The 20,121-nt window shown below is 34.9% G+C and carries 21 protein-coding genes and 1 tRNA gene; 2 read left to right on the plus strand and 20 right to left on the minus strand.

The annotated features are described in order from the left end of the window. Position 1: 1 nt before the first annotated feature. The 3 genes from glyQ to N7659_RS00305 all read right to left on the minus strand — a co-directional run bounded on the left by glyQ (position 2) and on the right by N7659_RS00305 (position 4,106). Positions 2-919, minus strand: coding sequence for a glycine--tRNA ligase subunit alpha (gene glyQ / locus N7659_RS00295; protein ID WP_263275263.1), 918 nt, complete (start codon positions 917-919; stop codon positions 2-4). Between the two features lie 285 nt (positions 920-1,204). Continuing rightward, entirely contained in the window at positions 1,205-2,353 is a 1,149-nt protein-coding gene (gene nagA, locus N7659_RS00300; RefSeq protein WP_263275264.1) for an N-acetylglucosamine-6-phosphate deacetylase, read from the minus strand. Between the two features lie 121 nt (positions 2,354-2,474). Beyond that, positions 2,475-4,106: a Na/Pi cotransporter family protein gene (locus N7659_RS00305; RefSeq protein WP_263275265.1), complete on the minus strand. Its 1,632-nt coding sequence runs from the start codon at positions 4,104-4,106 to the stop codon at positions 2,475-2,477. 183 nt (positions 4,107-4,289) lie between these two features. Here N7659_RS00305 and N7659_RS00310 point away from each other — a divergent pair, with 183 nt between their 5' ends. Further along, positions 4,290-4,826, plus strand: coding sequence for a GA-like domain-containing protein (locus N7659_RS00310; RefSeq protein ID WP_263275266.1), 537 nt, complete (start codon positions 4,290-4,292; stop codon positions 4,824-4,826). 33 nt (positions 4,827-4,859) lie between these two features. On the opposite strand, the gene N7659_RS00315 is transcribed toward N7659_RS00310, so the two are convergent. Then, positions 4,860-5,705, minus strand: a complete 846-nt coding sequence (locus tag N7659_RS00315; RefSeq protein WP_263275267.1) for a DegV family protein — start codon at positions 5,703-5,705, stop codon at positions 4,860-4,862. Between the two features lie 129 nt (positions 5,706-5,834). Here N7659_RS00315 and N7659_RS00320 point away from each other — a divergent pair, with 129 nt between their 5' ends. Then, positions 5,835-6,392 carry a TetR/AcrR family transcriptional regulator gene (locus tag N7659_RS00320; protein ID WP_263275268.1) on the plus strand — a complete coding sequence of 186 codons (558 nt, stop codon included), beginning with the start codon at positions 5,835-5,837 and terminating at the stop codon, positions 6,390-6,392. Between the two features lie 77 nt (positions 6,393-6,469). On the opposite strand, the gene N7659_RS00325 is transcribed toward N7659_RS00320, so the two are convergent. The 16 genes from N7659_RS00325 to N7659_RS00400 all read right to left on the minus strand — a co-directional run bounded on the left by N7659_RS00325 (position 6,470) and on the right by N7659_RS00400 (position 20,073). Continuing rightward, positions 6,470-7,285 (minus strand): Cof-type HAD-IIB family hydrolase, encoded by an 816-nt coding sequence (locus N7659_RS00325; RefSeq protein WP_263275269.1) that lies wholly within the window; start codon positions 7,283-7,285, stop codon positions 6,470-6,472. Positions 7,286-7,291: 6 nt separating this feature from the next. Beyond that, positions 7,292-7,912, minus strand: coding sequence for a trimeric intracellular cation channel family protein (locus N7659_RS00330; protein WP_263275270.1), 621 nt, complete (start codon positions 7,910-7,912; stop codon positions 7,292-7,294). Positions 7,913-7,983: 71 nt separating this feature from the next. After that, positions 7,984-8,208 carry a heavy-metal-associated domain-containing protein gene (locus N7659_RS00335; protein ID WP_263275271.1) on the minus strand — a complete coding sequence of 75 codons (225 nt, stop codon included), beginning with the start codon at positions 8,206-8,208 and terminating at the stop codon, positions 7,984-7,986. 27 nt (positions 8,209-8,235) lie between these two features. After that, positions 8,236-10,461, minus strand: coding sequence for a heavy metal translocating P-type ATPase (locus N7659_RS00340; protein WP_263275272.1), 2,226 nt, complete (start codon positions 10,459-10,461; stop codon positions 8,236-8,238). Continuing rightward, a complete protein-coding gene (locus N7659_RS00345) occupies positions 10,461-10,898 on the minus strand; it encodes a CopY/TcrY family copper transport repressor (RefSeq protein ID WP_263275273.1) in 438 nt (145 codons plus the stop codon). The genes N7659_RS00340 and N7659_RS00345 overlap by 1 nt, the downstream gene beginning before the upstream one ends. 91 nt (positions 10,899-10,989) lie before the next feature. After that, the gene (gene rbfA, locus N7659_RS00350; RefSeq protein WP_263275274.1) at positions 10,990-11,343 is read right to left on the minus strand and encodes a 30S ribosome-binding factor RbfA; all 354 of its coding nucleotides are present in this window, start codon (positions 11,341-11,343) and stop codon (positions 10,990-10,992) included. Between the two features lie 17 nt (positions 11,344-11,360). Next, a complete protein-coding gene (infB, locus tag N7659_RS00355) occupies positions 11,361-14,168 on the minus strand; it encodes a translation initiation factor IF-2 (protein ID WP_263275275.1) in 2,808 nt (935 codons plus the stop codon). A gap of 18 nt (positions 14,169-14,186) precedes the next feature. After that, a complete protein-coding gene (locus N7659_RS00360; RefSeq protein ID WP_263275276.1) occupies positions 14,187-14,489 on the minus strand; it encodes a YlxQ-related RNA-binding protein in 303 nt (100 codons plus the stop codon). Continuing rightward, the gene (gene rnpM / locus N7659_RS00365) at positions 14,482-14,778 is read right to left on the minus strand and encodes an RNase P modulator RnpM (protein ID WP_199567172.1); all 297 of its coding nucleotides are present in this window, start codon (positions 14,776-14,778) and stop codon (positions 14,482-14,484) included. Before rnpM ends, N7659_RS00360 begins: the two co-directional genes overlap by 8 nt. Before the next feature lie 17 nt (positions 14,779-14,795). Then, positions 14,796-15,947 carry a transcription termination factor NusA gene (gene nusA, locus N7659_RS00370; RefSeq protein WP_199567241.1) on the minus strand — a complete coding sequence of 384 codons (1,152 nt, stop codon included), beginning with the start codon at positions 15,945-15,947 and terminating at the stop codon, positions 14,796-14,798. 38 nt (positions 15,948-15,985) lie between these two features. Beyond that, positions 15,986-16,477, minus strand: coding sequence for a ribosome maturation factor RimP (gene rimP / locus N7659_RS00375; RefSeq protein WP_263275431.1), 492 nt, complete (start codon positions 16,475-16,477; stop codon positions 15,986-15,988). Between the two features lie 235 nt (positions 16,478-16,712). Beyond that, positions 16,713-16,801 (minus strand) — tRNA-Ser (locus tag N7659_RS00380). Positions 16,802-16,830: 29 nt separating this feature from the next. After that, complete coding sequence (trmB, locus tag N7659_RS00385) at positions 16,831-17,466, minus strand: tRNA (guanosine(46)-N7)-methyltransferase TrmB (protein ID WP_263275277.1); 636 nt, start codon at positions 17,464-17,466, stop codon at positions 16,831-16,833. 9 nt (positions 17,467-17,475) lie between these two features. Then, positions 17,476-18,258, minus strand: coding sequence for a cell cycle regulator CcrZ (ccrZ, locus tag N7659_RS00390; RefSeq protein ID WP_263275278.1), 783 nt, complete (start codon positions 18,256-18,258; stop codon positions 17,476-17,478). Positions 18,259-18,311: 53 nt separating this feature from the next. Then, positions 18,312-19,346 (minus strand): ABC transporter permease, encoded by a 1,035-nt coding sequence (locus N7659_RS00395; protein WP_263275279.1) that lies wholly within the window; start codon positions 19,344-19,346, stop codon positions 18,312-18,314. A gap of 1 nt (position 19,347) precedes the next feature. Further along, positions 19,348-20,073: an ABC transporter ATP-binding protein gene (locus N7659_RS00400; RefSeq protein ID WP_263275280.1), complete on the minus strand. Its 726-nt coding sequence runs from the start codon at positions 20,071-20,073 to the stop codon at positions 19,348-19,350. Between the last annotated feature and the right edge of the window lie 48 nt (positions 20,074-20,121).

Consider the following 20,121-nt stretch of genomic DNA (forward strand, 5'->3'; position numbering starts at 1 on the left):
TCTATTTGTCCTCCTTAGCAAGTAATGCTTGTCTCGTGTCATCATCCAAAAGAGGATAACCTAGACGTTTACGCTCTGCAACAAACGTTTTTGCCACTTCACGCGCTAAATTTCTGATACGTGCAATATAGCCTGCTCGCTCTGTTACAGAAACAGCCCCTCTAGCATCTAAGAGATTAAACGTATGAGAACATTTTAAAACATAATCATAAGCAGGATGAACTAGAGAATCTGTTATACAACGTTTGGCTTCCTTTTCAAATTTATTAAAGTTAGTTAATAACAACTCTTGATCACTCAATTCAAAACTATATTTTGAGTGTTCATATTCAGGTTGTTTGAAAATTTCGCCGTATTTAACCCCATCAGCCCATTCAATATCATAAACAGAAGTGACTTCTTGGATATATGATGCTAATCGTTCTAATCCATAAGTCACTTCAGCAGTAACTGGTTTAGTTGTAAGACCACCAACTTGTTGGAAGTAAGTAAATTGAGTGATTTCCATCCCATCTAACCAAACTTCCCAGCCGAGTCCGGCTGATCCAGTTGATGGATTTTCCCAGTTGTCTTCCACAAAACGAATATCATGCTCTAAAGGATTAATCCCTAGAAGTTCTAAGCTTTGAAGATAAAGCTCTTGAATATTACTTGGACTAGGTTTCATAACCACTTGAAATTGGTGATGTTGGTATAGACGGTTAGGATTTTCACCATAACGACCATCTGCTGGTCGTCTACTTGGTTCTACATAAGCAGCATTCCAAGGCTCTGGTCCAATAGCACGCAAGAAAGTGTAAGGACTCATGGTTCCAGCACCTTTTTCATTGTCATAGGCCTGCATCAGTAAACACCCTTGTTGATGCCAGAATTGTTGTAGCGTTAAGATTATTTCTTGAAAGGTTAATTTTTTAGCCATTTTTTCTCCTTTATACCATAAAAATAGAGCAAAACCACATTTCTTCTCCTTTACAATAATGTAAAGGGGCGTAAGAAACGCGGTTCCACCCTATTTTTTGACTTCATTAATATGTTTTTACTATGTTAAACAAGAAAGTGCCTCAATCATTACTTTTGTCTGGCTTACACCCTCCCAGATTCGCTTAGAAAAGAATTTGATATTTGCTTTCTATGTGCTCATTCTAACACATTTTTTTAGACTTGTCTATTGATTATTAGATATAAACAATCGATTAAACTGATTTTAGTTTTCAAAAACTTTTTCACCATCAAGGAATGTTGCCTTTAATGACATGTCTTGATTTAAAATGATAAAGTCTGCATCGTGACCTTTTTTAATTTGACCACATTTGTCTTCTAAATGACATGACACAGCTGGAATGAAGGTTGCCATACGAATCGCTTCCAAACGATTAACTAGGCCCCAGTCCACAACATTTTTAACACCATCATCAAGTTTTAAAATAGAACCAGCTAGACTACCACTGTCTTTTAAGCGAGCAGTGCCATTTTCAACAATAACTGGAAACTCACCTAAAACATAGTCACCTTCTGGCATTCCGCCAGCACGCATACAGTCTGTTATCAGTGCAACGTGATCAGGACCTTTTTGGTCTAGTAAGATGCGACAAGCTTCTGGAGATACATGGTAACCATCACAGATTAACTCAGCATAGGTATTTGGAATGCCATAAACGGCACCTACCATACCAGGTTCACGGTGATTAAGAGCTCTCATACCATTATAAGCATGAACCCAAACACTGGCACCAGCTTGAACAGCATGAAGGGCATCTTCATAAGTAGCATCTGAATGTCCAAGTGCCACAACACCACCTTTTGAGGTCACATGTGATACAAACTCTTCTACACCATCTCTTTCTGGTGCGATCGCAATTTTATGTAACAGTCCTTCTGAACTTTCATACCATTGATCAAATTCTTCAATTTTTGGATCTCTCATATAAGACGGATTTTGAGCTCCTTTAAATTTTTCAGTGAAAAAAGGACCTTCAAAATAAATACCTCTAATTTTACTACCTGAGACCTTATCTTTGACTGAAGCAATGGTTTTACACACATCATTTAATTCTTCAAAAGAAGCCGTTAATGTGGTTGGTAAAAAACTTGTAACACCAGTTGATAACAACCCTTTACTAATGGTCTCAATGCTTTCTGGTGTATTATCCATCACATCTGAACCATGGTAACCATGAACATGAGAATCAAAGAGACCTGGTGCGATACTGTAGCCTGAATAATCTACGATTTCTACATCAGAAGGGACTGCTTCTACCCAGTCACCAAATTTGCCATCAACAACAGTTAAATAGCCTCCTTTTTTTTCCTCATAAGGATAAAAGAAACTATCTGCCTTAAAATATTTAATCATTTTAAATCACCTTTCCTTCTTTGATTACATTATACTCTTTCTGAGTATTTTTGTAAACGGTATATACCAAAAAGACATCTTTATACCAATTAAAAAGAAGGACTAAGCCTTCTTTTACTTATTACAATTGATTTTCTAACACTTTTTCTGAAAGATTTAGAGCATGGTCAGTAATCCTTGTACACGGTGTGATTAAATCGATGAAGTTAATGCCTGCTAATGGTGTACATATACCTTTGTTCATTCGTTTAATATGTGCTTTTCTAATTTTGCGTTCAAAACGTTGAACTTCTGCATGACGACTTTGAAGTTCTTTGGCTAACTCCACATCATGATCAGCAATCACACGAGAAGCATCCAAGATCATTCGATGGGTCATTTTATAAAGATCTTCTAATTCTTGAATAGCATCTGCTGAAAAGGTAATATGTTTTGAAAAATTATAACTAGATAAATTGGTTAGATTGACCGCGTGATCTCCAATTCTTTCCAAATCTCTTGAAGAATCAAGGATACTTGCTAAAATTTCATTCTCATTTTCACTCAAAGTTTCGTTTGATAATTGGATTAAATAGTGTGTTAATTCTTCATCAATAGCGTTAACAACTGTCTCATACTTATTAACTTTTTCAACAAATTTTTCATCTGCTGTCATGATATATCTAAAAGCTGCTTCAAAAGATTGAATAGCATAAGCACTCAAGTGAACCAATTCTTTCTTAGCATTTCCAAGTGCAATTGATGGTGATTGAGTAATAAGAAGCTTATCAAGATAAATAGCTTCATATTTGATTATTTCATCTTCACCTGGAATGATTTTGGTAACAATATAAGCTAGTAAACCAATGAAAGGAAATTGAACGACAGTATTTGTAATATTAAAGGTTCCGTGAGCAAAAGCGATAGTCATCTCAGGTGTCAAATGAAGGCTTGTTTGAAACCACTCAACGAGTGAGGTGAAAGGCGCTAGTAACATTACACAAATCAAAGTTCCTATGACATTAAACATGACATGAGCACCAGCAACACGTTTAGCTGAAATATTACCACTAAGAGCTGCTAAGACTGCTGTAATCGTTGTCCCAATATTATCACCAAAAAGAATAGGAAGTGCACCACTTAAATCTAATAAGCCACCAGCATAAAGACTTTGTAGGATACCAATAGTTGCTGATGATGACTGGATTAAAACTGTTAATCCAGTTCCTAAAAGAACACCTTGTACAGGATTATCACCCAAGGTTACCATATAGTCTCTAAAGGCTTGAATTTCTCTTAGAGGCGTCATCGCATCTCCCATCAAATGAAGTGCAAAAAATAGTCCTCCTAGACCAAAGAGAATTTTTCCGACGTTATTAATTTTGCGATTTTTAATGAATAAGAATAAAACAGCTCCTACAAACAAGATAGGTAGCCCGTAATCTCCTAATTTAAAACCAATTAAAAAAGATGTTACTGTTGTTCCAATATTAGCTCCCATAACAATACCGATGGCTTGTCTGAGCGTTAAAAGTCCCGCGGAAACTAAACCTACTGTGATAGCTGTAACACCAGAGCTCGATTGAATTAGTCCAGTAAATACAATACCGATCAAAACACCTAGAAATGGATTACTAGTATACTTATCAATATAATCACGAAGTTTATCACCAGCAGCCTGTTGTAGACCATCTCCCATATATTTAATACTAAATAAAAAGAGACCTAAACCACCAAAAAAATCAAATGCAATAGTTTGCCAATTTACTGACACATTTTTGTCCTCATTAACTATAAATTATCGAATACCCGATACTTCCATTTTAAAACAATGTTGGTAAACAAACAAGTCTTTTTTACTTTTTTTTAATTTCAGTGAAATATATTGAAAAGACTTGGTTTTTTAAGGAAATTAAACTATAATAGAATAGATATATTGATTTTAGAAGGATAAATTATGAAAACATCAAAAAATGAATTGGTCTATTTAATTCTAAGTATTATTGTCATTGCTTTTGCTAGTTTTATTTATATTGTCTTTGGTAGAACCAATCAGACAACTAAAGTTGATGATACTCAAATGACTCAAGTTGAAACAAGTACTGAAACAACTACTGAAGATAACAAAGACGATGAGCTTATCAATCTAGCAAATGAAAGATTAGCTGATTATCGTTTGACACCTAATGATGACACAAAAGCAGTTGCCCAAACTGCCATTGACGCGATAAATGATGTTACTAAAAAACAAGAATTACAAAGCACACTTGATACCCTTTCTACAGAAATTACAAATCAAGCTAATGCTGAGACTGCTGTTTTAAATGCAGAAGGCTACCAAGTTCAATCTAACGTTGACTTAGCCCAAAACGCTATCAACAGCTTAACTGATCAAACTAAAAAGACTGAACTTCAAGCACGATTAGATGTTGTGATTGCAAATATCAACGCATATAATCAATCTTTAAACCCATCACCAGTAACTGAACAATAAGAAACAACCTCTATATCATATAGAGGTTGTTTCTTATTCTACTTCATAACCTAGAAGAATACCACCTTCTTCTGCATAAAAACTACATAAGCCAGATGTTGGCATGGCATTAACTTCTGCTTGAGGAAATTTATTTTTTATTTTTTCTTCCAATTGTTGACAGATTTTTAAATTGTTGGCATGAGCAATCATCACACGTCCGCCGTTGTAGCCTGAATTAAGCATTTCTTCAAAGGCAGCCACCACAGCCTTTTTTTGCCCTCTTGGTTTGTGGAGTAATTCAAGTCTTCCTTCTTCACTTGCTCTTCCCACCATTCGAATATTTAATAAGCCAACAACGGTTCCAACTAATTTATTAAGACGTCCGTTTTTCACTAGATTATCTACTTTAGATAAAATAAATAATAAACGTGTTTTTGAAAGATAAGTTTCTAATTGAGCAATAACTTCTTCAAATTCTAGACCCTCTTTAATTAATCTATTAGCTTCAAGAAGGAATAAATCCATTTCTCCACCAGCCGACAAAGAATCAAACACGTGAATGTTGGCATTGGGATTTTCTTCTAGTAACATTTTTTTAGCCAGTTGGGCACTATTGTGACTACCAGATAGCGTACCAGTCAATGTGATAACAATGATATTATCAGCCCCTTCATAAGAATTCTTAAAGGCTTCTGGACTAGGACAAGCTGAAAGTGCTGCTGTGTTTTGAGAATACATAGTTGTCATCATTTCTTCAATATCGAGATCTTTAGAATCGACAAAAACACGATCTCCTATCGTTAAACTTAATGGAACTAATTCAAAAGTAGTATCCAACGCCAAATCAGGCAAAATCCTAAAATCACTTCCTGAGTCTGTTACAATTTTCCAAGCCATAATATTTCTCCATTCATCATTGTATTTTTGTTAGTTGACAAAACACCTATCTTCACATAAAATTATATCATGAAAGCGGTAATAATAGGACTACTTTTCATCAGATGTCACAATTTAAAAGGAGTTGTTATGGCAAAAAAGGACGTTTCTCCTATTTCCATTAAAAATTTGGAAAAAGCCAACCAAGAATCAAAAAAAATTACTAAAGAATCTCTCGAGATAGCTCTATTATATCTCCTTGAAAATAAAACCATCAAACAAGTTACTATTTCTGAATTGGTGGCAAAAGCAGGAGTTTCAAGAAATGCTTTTTATCGACATTTCCGCTCAAAAGAAGATATTTTAAAAAATATTATGACACGAACTGTTAGAAAAATTTTTCGTGGGGTTAAACCCTTTAACCTCAAAACGCAAACCTATCAAGCTTGGCTTTACTTATTTACCGAAGCCAAAAAAGAAGCTTATGTTTTAAAGATTGCTTTAAAACATCAGTTACACCATTTTTTAACAGATCTAGTCGCTAGACGTTTTAAAGCTTATCAAAAATACCGTCGTAAAAAAATTTCAAGCTACTCTACTTCTTTTTTTAGTACAGCAATCATTTCTGTACTAGCCAACTGGATTAATGATGGCATGATTACACCTGCAGAAGAAATGGCTGCTATTGGCCTACCCTTAATGCCGTAATTGTTAAACTATTTCAACCTTTTTGACAAATATCGTCAAAAAGGTTTTTTCAATTAAAAAAGTAAACACAGACATGTTTACTTCAAAATATGTTTCTCAATCGCTTTAGCTAAACCATTATTATTGTTTGTGTCCGTTTGGTATTTTGCAGCTTTTTTAACTGCCTCACTTGCATTTCCCATAGCAACACTGATACTAGCCATCTCAAGCATTTCAATATCATTATTACCATCGCCAATCGCCATGACTTCTTCTTTAGAAATGTTTAATTCTTTAATGAGTTTGATTAAGGCTGAAGCCTTAGTAGATCCTTTTGGTAAGGTTTCAAAGATATAATTTTGGCTTCTAACGGTACTAAAACGAGAAGATAAGTTAGCCTCATGTTGTTTTTGAAAATCATCTAAAACTATTGGTTCAGCCAAATACATCCCTTGAAAATTGATTTTTTGACGATTTAATAATTGCTCCAAGGTAATTGATGTTGGCTTAACAAAAACAACATTAGCATCAAACGTCACAACCGGTAAAGGATTTTCGGCTAAAACAAAATAATGACCATCTTCATCAAAAATGGTTAATTGAATGTCTTTTTCGTTTTCAACTAATTGATAAAGAGACGTTATTTCCTCATCTTTCAGGTTAAAATAATCAATCAACTGCCATTGGCTCGTTTCATAGGTAGATGAACCATTATTGATAATGACAAATTCTTTTTCAGTTAATCCCAATTGCTCGAAAATTGGTTTTACTCCAGATATAGGTCTACCAGTTGAAATCACTATTTTAATCCCTTTTTGAACAGCTTTATGTATAGCTTCAATATTTTCTTTTGGTATTTTATGGTCATCTGTTAATAAAGTGCCATCTAAATCGATAGCGATTAGTTTAATCATCTTTTCTTACTCCTTAGTATTATTCCAATTCACTTTTGGCAAATGCCAATTTTTTTTATAACCAATCATTCTTAAAATAATAATCAGTAAAACCAAGACGTAGTAGCCAGAATCATCATTAACAATTTTAAAATGAATCATGATAGCTGCTAAAATTGACCAGCCAGCGTATATCTCGCTTCTTAAAACGCCTGGTTTTCTACCTGCTAGAACATCACGAACAACCCCGCCACCTGCTCCTGTTAAAACCGCTGCAACAATGACGGCACTAAGTGGTTGTCCTAAATTTTTTGCAAACAAGGCTCCTTGAATACTAAAGGCTGCTAAGCCAACGGCATCGGTAAAAACACCAGCTCTTTTCCAGTGCATTGAAATAAGATTTGGGAAAAAAAGAATGAGAATAATGGCACCTAGAGCATAATTAAATGCTGTTCCCTGACTCCATAAAGCACTCATTGGTAGACCGATCATTAGATTTCTAATCGTGCCACCACCAAATGCTGTTAAAAAACCAAGAATAAAAACGCCTAGAATGTCAAAATCCTCTTCCATAGCAACGATGGCACCTGAAAAAGCAAAGGCCACCGTTCCGATAATATTTAAAATATCCCAAATTGTATTTTCCATACCGTCACCTAACTCATTTATCTATACTAGTTTATCATGAATTGAGGAAAACAGGTACATTTTTCATATTTTTATTTCATAACTGTTTCTTTTTTAACTTCTTTACCAATTTCAAACTTAGTGCCTTTTAGTGCACGCTGTAAAGACCATTTTAAAGGACTTCCCGTAATGGTGACTTCTTTAGCATCCAAATCGACAGAAACATTTTCTACACTTTTCAAAGCAGATAATTTTTCAGTCACTGTATTGACACAGCCTTGACATTTTAAACCTGTCATTTCATATGTTTTTTCCATTATTCTTTTCTCCTTATTTGATAATAATTATAGTTTTCTATTTTTTAACCTTAAAGCGTTTAAAACAACTGATACAGAACTAAAGCTCATGGCTAATCCTGCCAACATTGGATCTAACAAAAGACCATTTATACCATAAAGAATCCCCATAGCTATTGGAATCATTAAAACATTATAGATAAATGCCCAAAAAAGATTTTCTTTGATAGTCTTAATTGTCAACCGACTAACACTTAATAAAGTGATTAAGTCAAGCATATCAGGGCGTACTAAAATGATATCAGCAGACTCAATCGCAATATCAGTCCCAGAACCTAACGCAATGCCAATATCTGCTGTAACAAGAGCCGGAGCGTCATTAATACCGTCACCAACCATTGCTACTTTTTTACCCTTTTCTTTTAAAGTCAGCACGACTTCTTGTTTTTCATTTGGTAACACTTGACTAAAGATTGTTTTGATATTCAATTCTTTAGCAATAGCTTGTGCTGTTTGATGGTGGTCACCAGTAAGCATCACAACATCTTTTCCCATTTCCTGCAAGCGTCTAATGGTTTCTTTGCTATCTTTTTTAATCTTATCAGCGACACCAACTAATCCAATAAGCTGCTTATCTTTACTAATGAAAATAGGTGTCTGACCAGATGATGTCATCGCTTCAAAATCTAATTTAACTGGCTCTAGAGAAATACCTTCCCTCGCCATTAAGGTGTCATTACCGATTAAAAATTCTGAAGAGTCAATCTGCCCCTTAATACCAAATCCGGTTAGAGATTCAAACTGGTCAACTTCTAATAAGCTCAACTGTTTTTCTTCTGCATCTTTTACAATAGCTTGTGCTAAAGGATGTTCAGACATAGCTTCAAAAGAAGCTAAGTAACGTAATAAATCTTCTTTTTCTAATCCATAGGTAAAAAGACTAGCTACTTCTGGTTTTCCTTCAGTAATTGTCCCTGTCTTATCAAAGACAATCGTATCAGCTTGATGAGCTAGCTCTAAAGCATCTCCTCTTTTGAATAAGATGCCTTTTTCAGCAGCCATTCCTGTTCCGACCATAATTGCTGTTGGAGTGGCAAGACCCAAAGCACAAGGACAAGCAATCACTAAAACACTAACAGCTACAGTCATTGCAAATTGAAAACTTTTACCTAAAATAAAGAACCAAAATAGTCCACTAATGATGGCTAAAGCGATAACAATAGGAACAAATATCCCTGAGACCTGATCAGCGATTTTTGCAATAGGGGCTTTGGTTTGTTGTGCATCCTCCACCAGTTTAATGATTTGAGAAAGAAAACTATCTTTTGATGATTTGTCAACTTGATAAAGGAGTCTACCTTTGCCATTCATAGTACCCGCATAAACCTTATGACCTTCTGCTTTTTCAATCGGTAAACTCTCGCCAGTTAGCATGGACTCATCTATCGTTGAATGACCCTTAACAATGACCCCATCAAGTGGTATCCGCTCGCCTGGTTTAACAATCACTTGTTGACCAACACTCACATCATCAACAGCCAGTTTTATTTCTTTACCATCTTGTAAAATGGTAGCTTCTTTAGCAGATAAAGCCAACAACTTTTTAATTGCTTGAGAGGTTTTACCGCGAGAGATTAACTCAAGATATTTTCCTAAGGTAATCAAGGTTAAAATCACTGCAACAGATTCATAATAAAGATGACTGTGGGTGTGACCTTGAAAAACAGCGATTGTGCCATAAAGGCTATATAAAAATGCAGCTGTTGTAGCAAGGGCAACTAATGAATCCATATTAGCTCTTAAAGCAAAGAGAGCTTTAAAACCATTAGTATAAAAATGATAGTTTAATAAAACAACAGGAATAGTTAATAGTAATAAAACAAGTGAAAAAAGCACAGGATTGGTCTCATGAGATAAAAGAGAAGGCACTGGCATACCTATCATACTTCCCATCGAAAGATAAAACAATGGCATAGTGAAAATGATAGAGCCAATGAGTCTTTTTTTCATCACTTGCAATTTATTTTCTTCTCTATTTTCTATAGACTCAGTCTTATCTCCGTTAAACAGTTTGGCATCATACCCCGCTCTTTGAACAGCACTAATAATGTCATCTTTAGATAATTCTGTCTCATTATAATTAACAGTCATTTTTTCGGTCGTTAAATTGACGACAACATCATCGACAGAATCTATTTTTTTAATACTATTTTCAACATTAGCCACACAAGATGCGCAGGTCATCCCATCAATTAAAAAAACGTCCTTTGCCATTAGTTTTCCTTTCCATGGTGCATACATAAACATTGACCGGGCACACAATTACAATAGACTTCATCAACAGTATTTTCTTTTTTTTCAGTCAATTTATCACTAAAAATTTGAACATCTGCTTGAGTCATTAAGGTATCATCCAATAATTTTAACAATAAATCAGCATGTTTTTTCTGACAAATACGAGAAAATGCTTTTTTTAATTCAGAAAATTGTGCCTCATCTTCAGAAATAAGAGAAGAATAAACATAGTGTTTACCTTGACGGTAACTTGAAACAAATTCTTTTTCCACTAATCTAGCAAGAAGCGTTTTGATTGTGGACGTTGACCAATCTTTTTTGGGTCCTAAGACATTAATGATTTCTTTACTAGTTGTCTCATGATAAGTCCAAATGACACGCATCACTTCCCATTCAGCATCTGAAATAGATTTCATAGTCTCCTCCTTTTATATGTCTACATCTGTAGATATTATATGTGATTTCCTCTTTATTGTCAATAAAAAAAGAACTGTTAAACAGTTCTTTTTAGTCTTTTTGATCAAGTTCTCTAAGCATTTGATCTATCTTGTTACCATAGGCAATAGACTCATCTTTGATAAAAACTAAATCAGGAATTTTATACATGGTGAGGTGATGACCTAACTCACGTTTGATAGTCCCTTTAGCTTTTGTTAATCCTTCTTGAGCTTTTTGATTATCTGAGGCTAGATTAGATAAAATAGTATAGTAAACTTTGGCAACTGATAAATCTCCAAGCATTTGAACATCGGTTATGGTAACGCCATTGACACGTGGATCACGAACTTTCTTTTGAAGAATGTCATTAATTTCACGTTTGACTTCCATACCAACACGATCTATGCGAAATGATTTTCCCATTTATGACCTCATTTCTATTAACGTTTAATTTCTTCCATCACATAAGCTTCAATCAAGTCATCTACTTGTAAGTCGTTATATTTCTCTATCATGAGACCACCTTCACGACCATTAGTCACTTCTTTCACGTCATCTTTGAAATGTTTTAAGCTGGCTAATTTCCCATCAAAAACAACAACACTATCACGAATGACACGAACACTAGAATCTCTAGTAATCTTACCACTAGTCACCATGAAGCCTCCAATGGTACCAACTTTAGAGACAGCAAAGGTCTCACGGATAACAGCTTCACCAAGAATTTTTTCTTTATATTCTGGATCAAGCATTCCTTTCATAGCATCTTCAACTTCTTCAATCACTTTATAGATGATACTATGAAGACGAATATCTACTTCATCAGTTTCTGCTTGTTGACGTGCTTGTGGGGTTGGACGAACATTAAATCCAATGATTAAAGCATTACTTGCCGCAGCAAGAGTAATGTCAGATTCATTGATGGCTCCAACAGCTGCATGGACAACAGTTACTTTAACACCTTCTACATCAATTTTGACAAGAGATGCAGCAAGAGCCTCAACAGAACCTTGAACATCTGCTTTTATGATAACATTGACTGATTTGACTTGCCCTTCTTTAAGAGTATCAAAGAGGTTTTCAAGACTAACACGATTAGTATTTTGACGTTGTTTAATGAGTGCACGTTTAGCACGTTCTTCACCAGCTGCACGTGCTGCTTTTTCATCTTCGTAAACAGCAAAATGATCTCCCGCCATTGGTGTCTCATTTAAACCAGTGATTGAAACAGGTGTTGAAGGAGGTGCTGTTTTCACACGACGACCTAAGTCATTTGTCATGGCACGCACGCGTCCAAATGTATTACCCACAACAATTGGGTCTTGAACATTAAGTGTTCCTTGTTGAACAAGTAAGGTTGCGATAGCCCCTTTTCCTTTATCAAGACGAGCTTCAATAACCGTACCAATAGCACGAACAGTAGGATCTGCTTTTAATTCTTGAATTTCAGCAACAAGTAAAACGGTTTCTAATAATTCATCAAGGTTTTTACCAAATTTAGCTGAAATTTCAACAAATTCAGAATCTCCGCCCCAAGCTGTTGACATTACACCATGTTCAGCCAATTCACCAATAACTCTTTCTGGATTAGCATCTGGTTTATCAATTTTATTGATAGCAACAATAATCGGCACACCAGCAGCTTTTGAGTGATTAATAGCTTCAATCGTTTGAGGCATCACACCATCATCAGCCGCAACAATCAAAATAGTGATGTCAGTGACAGAAGCACCACGAGCACGCATACTGGTAAAGGCAGCATGGCCAGGCGTATCAAGGAAGGTAATTTTCTTACCATTTTCTTCAATTTGATAAGCACCAATATGCTGTGTGATTCCTCCAGCTTCTCCTGTGGCTACTCTTGAATTGCGAAGTGTATCTAAAAGCGTTGTTTTACCATGGTCAACGTGACCCATAATGGTAACAACTGGTGCTCTTTCCACCATATTTTCAGGATTAAGATAGCCCTCTTCTGTAAAGAAGCGTTCAATATCTGCATTATCCACTTCAATTTTTTGATGTGCTTCAATACCATAATCAACCATTAAAAGTTCGATAGTATCAGCATCAAGAGATTGATTTTGTGTTGCCATAACACCCATCATAAAGAGTTTTTTGACAATTTCAGCTGGTTCACGCTTAATTCTCTTAGCAATATCAACAACAGTCATTCCTGCTGTATATTCAAATTCTTTAGGTAATTCATGAAATTTACGTTCTGTTACTGGTTTTGGAGCAACATCTTTGTTATTTCTACCTTTTTTAGATTTCTTTTTAGTATTCCAGTTACTGTTTCTTTGATTTCTCACTTGATTATGATTATTCCAATTTTTCTTATTTTTACCTTGTTTTGGTCCATCTTCAAGGTTTGCAGCTTCATGACGAAGTTTTTCTTGACGCGCTTGTTTTTTGCGTCTCGTATCAACACTTTGTTTTGGGGGTGCAATAACATCCCCCACAAGTGTCTTGGTTTCTATAACAGGCTCAACTTCTTGGACTTTGATTGTTTCGGCTTTTGCAACATTTAAACGTGCTTCTTTTTCTTCTTTTTCGCGTTTTGCTTTTTCAATTTTTGTCTGTTGTTCTTGTCTAAAACGACTTTCACTTTGACGAGAGTACTCAGCATTTTGCTCAGCTTTTAGAGCTGCTGCACGCGCTTTAAAATCAATCTTAGGAGTCGTTGATTTTTCAGCTATCTTCTCTTCTTTTCTTTGATAGCTATCTTTTCGTCCAGATTGTTGATTGTCAAATCGTCTATTATTAAACTTGGCTTTGCTTTGATGTCTTTCTTTAGAGCGATTAGAAGAGTTTGATGAGCCTGACTGTTGTGTGTTTTCTTTAGCTTTTTTGCGACGTTCTGCTTCTGCTTTTGCTTTTGCTTCGCGTTCAGCCTTGAAATTTCTACTTTTAGGCCTTGGCTGAGTTGATGTTTGTTGAGTAACTTCTTTTTTATCAACCTCTTTGGCCTCATGACTAGATTTTTTATCAACAGATTCTTTAGTTTCTTTTGATTTTACTAATTTGTTTTCACTTGCATCTTGTTTTTTTACAGAAGCAGTTGTTTCTTTTTTCTCTAACGGTTTATTAGATGGTTTAGAAAAGCTTGAAACCAATGTCTTAACATCTGCTTCATCAAGGGTACTTGAATGTGTTTTAACTGCAAAACCAAGTGATTTTGCTTGTTCAACAACTTCTTTACTTGTTTTCCCTATTTCCTTTGCAATTTCATGTAATCTTTTCTTAGACAAATCTTGTCCTCCTATCCTTTATCTCATAAGAGTCCTCATTTTCTTTGAAAATCCAGCGTCACAGACAGCTATAACCTTTCTTGGTTTGCCGATAGCAGCGCTTAATTCCAGTGTTGAAAACACTGTGGAGACTTCTACGTTGTAATAATGACTTTTATCATTTATTTTCTTTACCAAATTTGTGGCTGCATCATTTGCAAGAAAAATAAGTGTTGCTTTTTGGGATTGAATCGCATTAACAACTAATTCTTCTCCTGAAATAAGCTTTCCTGCTCTTTGTGCTAAACCTAACAAATTGGATAATTGTTTACTATTATTCAAGACCTAACTCTCTTCTTTTGACCTTATGATCAACATAGCTAATGAGTTCATCATAAAAGCTCTCTGGAACATCCATTGAGAAACTATGATTGAAAATCTTCTTTTTCTTAGCAATCAATGCTTCTTGATTATCTAATTTGATATAGGCCCCTCTACCATTTTTTTTGCCTGTTGGATCAATAGCTATTTCACCATCTTTAGTTTTCACAATTCTAAGCAAGTTTCTTTTATCAATAATGTCACCTGAAACAACTGACTTTCTTAAAGGTACTTTCTTATTTTTTGGCATGAGACACCTCGATTCTTTTACTCAGACTCTTCAAGAGGAGTATCTGGTATTTCTAGCTCCTCATCATTAATGATTCCTTCTGCTTCAAGTTGTTCAAATTCACTAGCAGATTTAATATCAATACGGTAGCCAGTTAAATGTGCTGCTAAACGCACATTTTGTCCACGACGTCCAATAGCAAGAGATAACTTGTCATCTGGAACAACAACTAAAGCTCGTCTTGGGTCAACGTCATCAAAAATAACTTGATCAACTTCAGCAGGAGCAATAGCGTTATAGATAAATTCAGCTGGGTCATCGACCCATTGAATAACATCAATATTTTCTTCTACTGGTACAGTAGTCCCTGTCCTTGTATCAAGACGTTTAGGGTGAAATTTACTGATAACTTTTTGAATATTAGCACCTTTTCGACCAACAATTGTTCCAATAGCATCAACGTTTGGATTGTGGCTTCTAACAGCAACTTTTGTTCTGTCGCCAGCTTCACGCGCCACACTCATAATTTCCACAGTACCATCAAATACTTCTGGAATTTCTTGCTCCATAATACGTTTGATGAATTCTGGATGACTTCTACTCACAAAAACATTGACCCCTTTAGGGTTATTTTCAACTTTGTAGACAAATACTTCAATGCGGTCATGTGATTTAAAAGTTTCACCAGGAATTTGGTCTTGTTTAGACAATTGTGCTTCAATACTGCCTAAATTAACATAGATAAAGCGATCATCAAATCGCTCAACAGTACCTGTCATGATTTCATTTTCATGCTGTTTAAACTCGTTATAAGTCACTTCTCTAAACTGATAACGCATTTTTTCCATAATGGTTTGTTTAGCATTTTGAGCAGCAACACGACCAAATTCTTTTGGTGATTCTTCAAAACGAATCTTATCCCCTAATTCATAAGCTGAATTAATGGCCAAGGCATCTTTTAAGCTGATTTCTAAACGACTATCAAAGACTTCTTCAACGACCTCACGAACAGTGAAGACGTTAAAATCTCCAGTTTTTTCATTAAATTCAATCACAGCACTTTCTGATTGACCATAACGACGACGATAAGCTGCTTTTAAGGATTCCTTAACGGCATCAATAATGTCTTCTTTATTAATATGTTTTTCTTCTTCCAAAATTCGGAAAGCTTCTAGCATTTCTTTGCTCATATTTATTTTTTCTTTGCTAGGCAAAGAGAATTCCTTTCTTAAAGTTTTACTGCAAGGCGTGCCTTAGCAACTGCCTTATAGGGGATTGTTATTGTTTTTTTGCGAGTTTTATCCATATAAACTATGGTTAGATGATCACCATCGAAGGCTGTTAAAACACCTTCTATGATTTTCATTTTATCAATAGCTTGGTATAAACTAACATTAATATACTGGTTGATCGCTTTTAAAAGACTTTCTTTAGTCTTTAGGGGACGTTCTAGACCCGGACTTGACACTTCAAGCATATATTGCTCAGGAAAAGGGTCGGGCTTGATGTCATCAAGTAATGGACTAATGGTTTCTGATAACAGTGACGTATCTTCAACCGTAATACCTCCTGGTTTATCAATTAAAATACGAAGAACATAGTCTGTTCTCATCTTTTCATACTCAACATCAACTAATTCAAAGGGATCCTTAATAGCGGGTGCAATAACATTTGTTACCAATTCAATAATAGTTGCGATGATATTTACCTCCTTACACAGATAAGAGGCGAAGTTATACCCTCGCCCCTTCTTGTATTATTCAACTAATTATAACACTTCTCCTTTGAAAATGCAAGTATTTAAGCCTTTTAGCAATGTCTACCTTACAAATAAACCACATCACTAACTATTTTTTGATAATAAACACAAGACATTTTCAAATATTAAGATTATTGATAGGTGTTTGGTGGGTAAATCACCTCAAACCCCTATCATATCTATACTATATTATATAAGGAGAGAATGGGATTCGAACCCACGAGTGCCCATACAGACACTACTGGCTTTCCAAGCCAGCGCACTCAGCCACTATGCGACCTCTCCATAAGGTGGTTCCCCACCAGCATATCAAATTAAAATTGTGCCTCAACTCGGTAAATAACCTGACCTTTATTAGAAAATTTTTCTTCGTATTCAGTCATTACATTTTGATCATAATCACTAGCATGCAAATCCAACCAAACTTGTTTTAAAGTCATTCCGTACTGAGAAAAACTAGCTAAACTGTACTCAAATAAGCCACGATTATCAGTTTTAAAATGAATTTCACCATGCTCAGGCAGAATCATCTCATAAGTTTTTAAAAAAGATTTGTAAGTCAGACGACGCTTTTCATGTCTCGTTTTAGGCCACGGATCGCTAAAATTGAGATAAAGGAGTGAGATTTCACCTTTTTCAAAATAATTAGTCAACTCTGAACCATCCACCCACAATAATTTAATATTCGGCAACTGCGATGCCAAAACCTTGTCTAAGGCATAACTTAAAACAGACATTTGAATATCAATACCGATATAGTTGATATTTGGATTTTTCTCAGCCATTCCTGTGATAAAACGTCCTTTACCACTACCTACTTCCACATGGATGGGATTGTCATTACCAAAAACCTTTGCCCATTTACCTTTACTATCCTCAGGCTTTAAAACAACATAACTAGGATGGTTTTCTAAATGTTCTTGTGCCCCTTTTCTTCTTCTGACTCTCATGTGACCTTTCTAAAATAACGCTTTAAAATTGCGAAGCTCATAAATTTCTTGATTAACATGCTCCATATCTCTCATATTGAAAAACTTCAAGATTTGTGATAAGAAAGCATACTGCCCATACCATTTAATCTTATTCAAGACTTTTTCATTGTATTTGTAACCATAATAAGTTAACCATTCTTCCCAACGAACTCTTGGAACATAATGACTCAAAATATGAGCAACGTCATACATACGATCAGTCAAACGCACAGAATCCCAGTCAACAAGGTAGATTAACCCACTGGTTGTAATCACCCAATTACTATGTCTCACATCTCCATGAACAATCGTTGCAACCTCTGCACGAAATTCTGGTAAGTGTTCTTTCAACTCTTCAACAACAGATTTTAAATAAGTATTTTTCTGTAATTGAAGTGGTGCATTTTTTTCCCAATCAATCAGTAAATCATAAGGATTTTCAATTTGAAAATTTAATTGTAGTAATTGATTAACCAAGGGCCTTGAACGATGCATTCTTTGTAAAATTTGACAAACTTGTTTGCTATTCATATCTTGTTTTGTCAATAATCTACCATTTAACCATTCTTGAGCACTCATCATATCACCATTACTCAAACGCTTGGCCCATAGTAGTTGTGGTGTGATTTGTTCTTTTGCAAGTGCTGCTAAAATAGGGGTAGTATTTTTTTTAACAAAAATGCGATCACCATTTGGATAGGTTCCTAAAAAAGCTTGTCCACTTTTCCCCAATAATGGTTTTAATGTTAAGTCTTTATCTATTGAAGTCACTTTTCCCCCTCCTTTAATGTCATTTCCTTACTATTTTACTTGTTTTAACACACTTAGTCAATCATCTGTTTGACTTTGTAACGTAAATATAATTCACTCATCAACAAACTGCTACCTATAAGTAAAAAAGCTCCTAAAATAGAAGATGAAAAAGGCAATTCAATGGCTAAAAGAATAAGCATTAGTCCTCTTAAAAAGAAAATCATGTTTTGAACTTTTAAAGAGCTATCAATAGGATAGGTGGTTGTGAGATAATGATAATCAAAATGATGAAAAATGGTTAACAATTGAAACAACAACAAATAATTAAATAAAATAGCTAAACCAACACTAATGGTTGGATTAGAGACAAAAAGAAGACTCATCATGCTTAAAATAATTAAGCGAACGGCTAAACCAAGATAATCACCACTCCTTAAAAAGGCTCTCACAAATAAATAGAACCACGTTTTCTCGTGATGTTTTGGTGTTTTGTTTAGTAATCCATCAAGATAAGAACGTCTTTTGACACTGGTTGTTAATCCTTTGACGGTAGTAAACAAAGAATAAAACTTCAAAATACTTTGCTTGCGTTTTAGCTCATAAGTAATCAAGCCATCCCAATTCAAATGCCCTTGAGTTAAAAAACGAGACGCTTTTTTCTTAACAATAGCATATTTAATCAGAAGTAACAAAATAGCTATTATTCCAAGATGAAAATGTAAGAAACCTAGGGCCAAGAAAATTGGAACCAGTATCATAAGAATAATCAGTTGAACTGCTCCCCAAAAAATGAAAGCTCTAATCATTGCTTTATGAATAATCACCAAGATCTCGTCTTCTTTAACCATTAAAAATTGCTTATCAGCTGGCTCAACATAAGTAGCAATACTGCCTAGTCCTAGAGATATAATAAGAATTAAACCGATAACAATCCAGATGCCAAGAGGATTCTCTGGAAAATGATCAAGTAAATAACGATACTGTACCAGCATAAAACCCAGTAAAACAAGAAGTACCAAGACAAAATGGTCATTTAAGACGTAGCGAAGATACTTGCTGGTTTTTTCTAAAAAATCTCGGCGACGATTATAAAATAATTGTTCCATCTTAAACCTCTTTTGTGAGCGCCATATAAATATCGTTTAGATGTGCATTAGGCATGGCAAATTGTTCTTGTAATTCAATCAGACTACCAAAGGCATGGACTTTTCCTTGATGCAAAATCACAAAACGATCACACATTTTTTCAGCAGCATCTAAGACGTGTGTTGTCATTAAAATAGCTTTTCCTTTAGCCTTTTCTTCAGCCATTAATTGTGTCAAGTCTTCCATTGCTTGTGGGTCAAGTCCTAAAAAGGGTTCATCAATGATAAAGAGTGTGGGATCTACAATAAAGGCACAAATAATCATGACTTTTTGTTTCATTCCTTTAGAAAAATTCATTGGAAACCAATCTAATTTATCCTTTAAGCGAAACTGTTGTAGTAATTTTTCTGCACGCTTAAAAGCCTCATCAACAGCAATGTCATAAGCCATTGCAACTGTTTCAATATGTTCTTTTAAGGTCAATTCCTCATACAAACTTGGGGTTTCAGGAATAAATCCTATTTTTTGGCGATAGTTTTTCTTATCCTTAGCGAGAGTTAAGCCATCAATACTGATTGATCCTTCATAAGGGGTTAAAAAACCAATTATTTCATTAATGGTTGTTGATTTCCCTGCTCCATTTAGGCCAATCAACCCGACCATCTCACCATCATTTACTTCAAAACTGATTTGTTTTAATACTGGTAAATTTAAATAGCCACCAGTGACATTTTCAACCTTTAACATATGTTTTCCTATTCTAATTTTCCTACTACGACATCATCAAAATCATAA

The sequence above is a fragment of the Streptococcus sp. CSL10205-OR2 genome, from assembly GCF_025660655.1.
Taxonomy (GTDB): domain Bacteria; phylum Bacillota; class Bacilli; order Lactobacillales; family Streptococcaceae; genus Streptococcus.

Excerpts from the sequence above, each read along its gene's own strand:
- N7659_RS00400 (WP_263275280.1), bottom strand. The coding sequence starts at position 20,073 with ATGTTAAAGGTTGAAAATGTCACTGGTGGCTATTTAAATTTACCAGTA.
- N7659_RS00395 (WP_263275279.1), bottom strand. The coding sequence starts at position 19,346 with ATGGAACAATTATTTTATAATCGTCGCCGAGATTTTTTAGAAAAAACC.
- N7659_RS00335 (WP_263275271.1), bottom strand. The coding sequence starts at position 8,208 with ATGGAAAAAACATATGAAATGACAGGTTTAAAATGTCAAGGCTGTGTC.
- N7659_RS00310 (WP_263275266.1), top strand. The coding sequence starts at position 4,290 with ATGAAAACATCAAAAAATGAATTGGTCTATTTAATTCTAAGTATTATT.
- rbfA (WP_263275274.1), bottom strand. The coding sequence starts at position 11,343 with ATGGGAAAATCATTTCGCATAGATCGTGTTGGTATGGAAGTCAAACGT.
- nusA (WP_199567241.1), bottom strand. The coding sequence starts at position 15,947 with ATGAGCAAAGAAATGCTAGAAGCTTTCCGAATTTTGGAAGAAGAAAAA.
- rnpM (WP_199567172.1), bottom strand. The coding sequence starts at position 14,778 with ATGCCAAAAAATAAGAAAGTACCTTTAAGAAAGTCAGTTGTTTCAGGT.
- glyQ (WP_263275263.1), bottom strand. The coding sequence starts at position 919 with ATGGCTAAAAAATTAACCTTTCAAGAAATAATCTTAACGCTACAACAA.
- N7659_RS00330 (WP_263275270.1), bottom strand. The coding sequence starts at position 7,912 with ATGGAAAATACAATTTGGGATATTTTAAATATTATCGGAACGGTGGCC.
- N7659_RS00325 (WP_263275269.1), bottom strand. The coding sequence starts at position 7,285 with ATGATTAAACTAATCGCTATCGATTTAGATGGCACTTTATTAACAGAT.
- trmB (WP_263275277.1), bottom strand. The coding sequence starts at position 17,466 with ATGAGAGTCAGAAGAAGAAAAGGGGCACAAGAACATTTAGAAAACCAT.
- nagA (WP_263275264.1), bottom strand. The coding sequence starts at position 2,353 with ATGATTAAATATTTTAAGGCAGATAGTTTCTTTTATCCTTATGAGGAA.
- N7659_RS00320 (WP_263275268.1), top strand. The coding sequence starts at position 5,835 with ATGGCAAAAAAGGACGTTTCTCCTATTTCCATTAAAAATTTGGAAAAA.
- N7659_RS00345 (WP_263275273.1), bottom strand. The coding sequence starts at position 10,898 with ATGAAATCTATTTCAGATGCTGAATGGGAAGTGATGCGTGTCATTTGG.
- N7659_RS00315 (WP_263275267.1), bottom strand. The coding sequence starts at position 5,705 with ATGGCTTGGAAAATTGTAACAGACTCAGGAAGTGATTTTAGGATTTTG.
- N7659_RS00340 (WP_263275272.1), bottom strand. The coding sequence starts at position 10,461 with ATGGCAAAGGACGTTTTTTTAATTGATGGGATGACCTGCGCATCTTGT.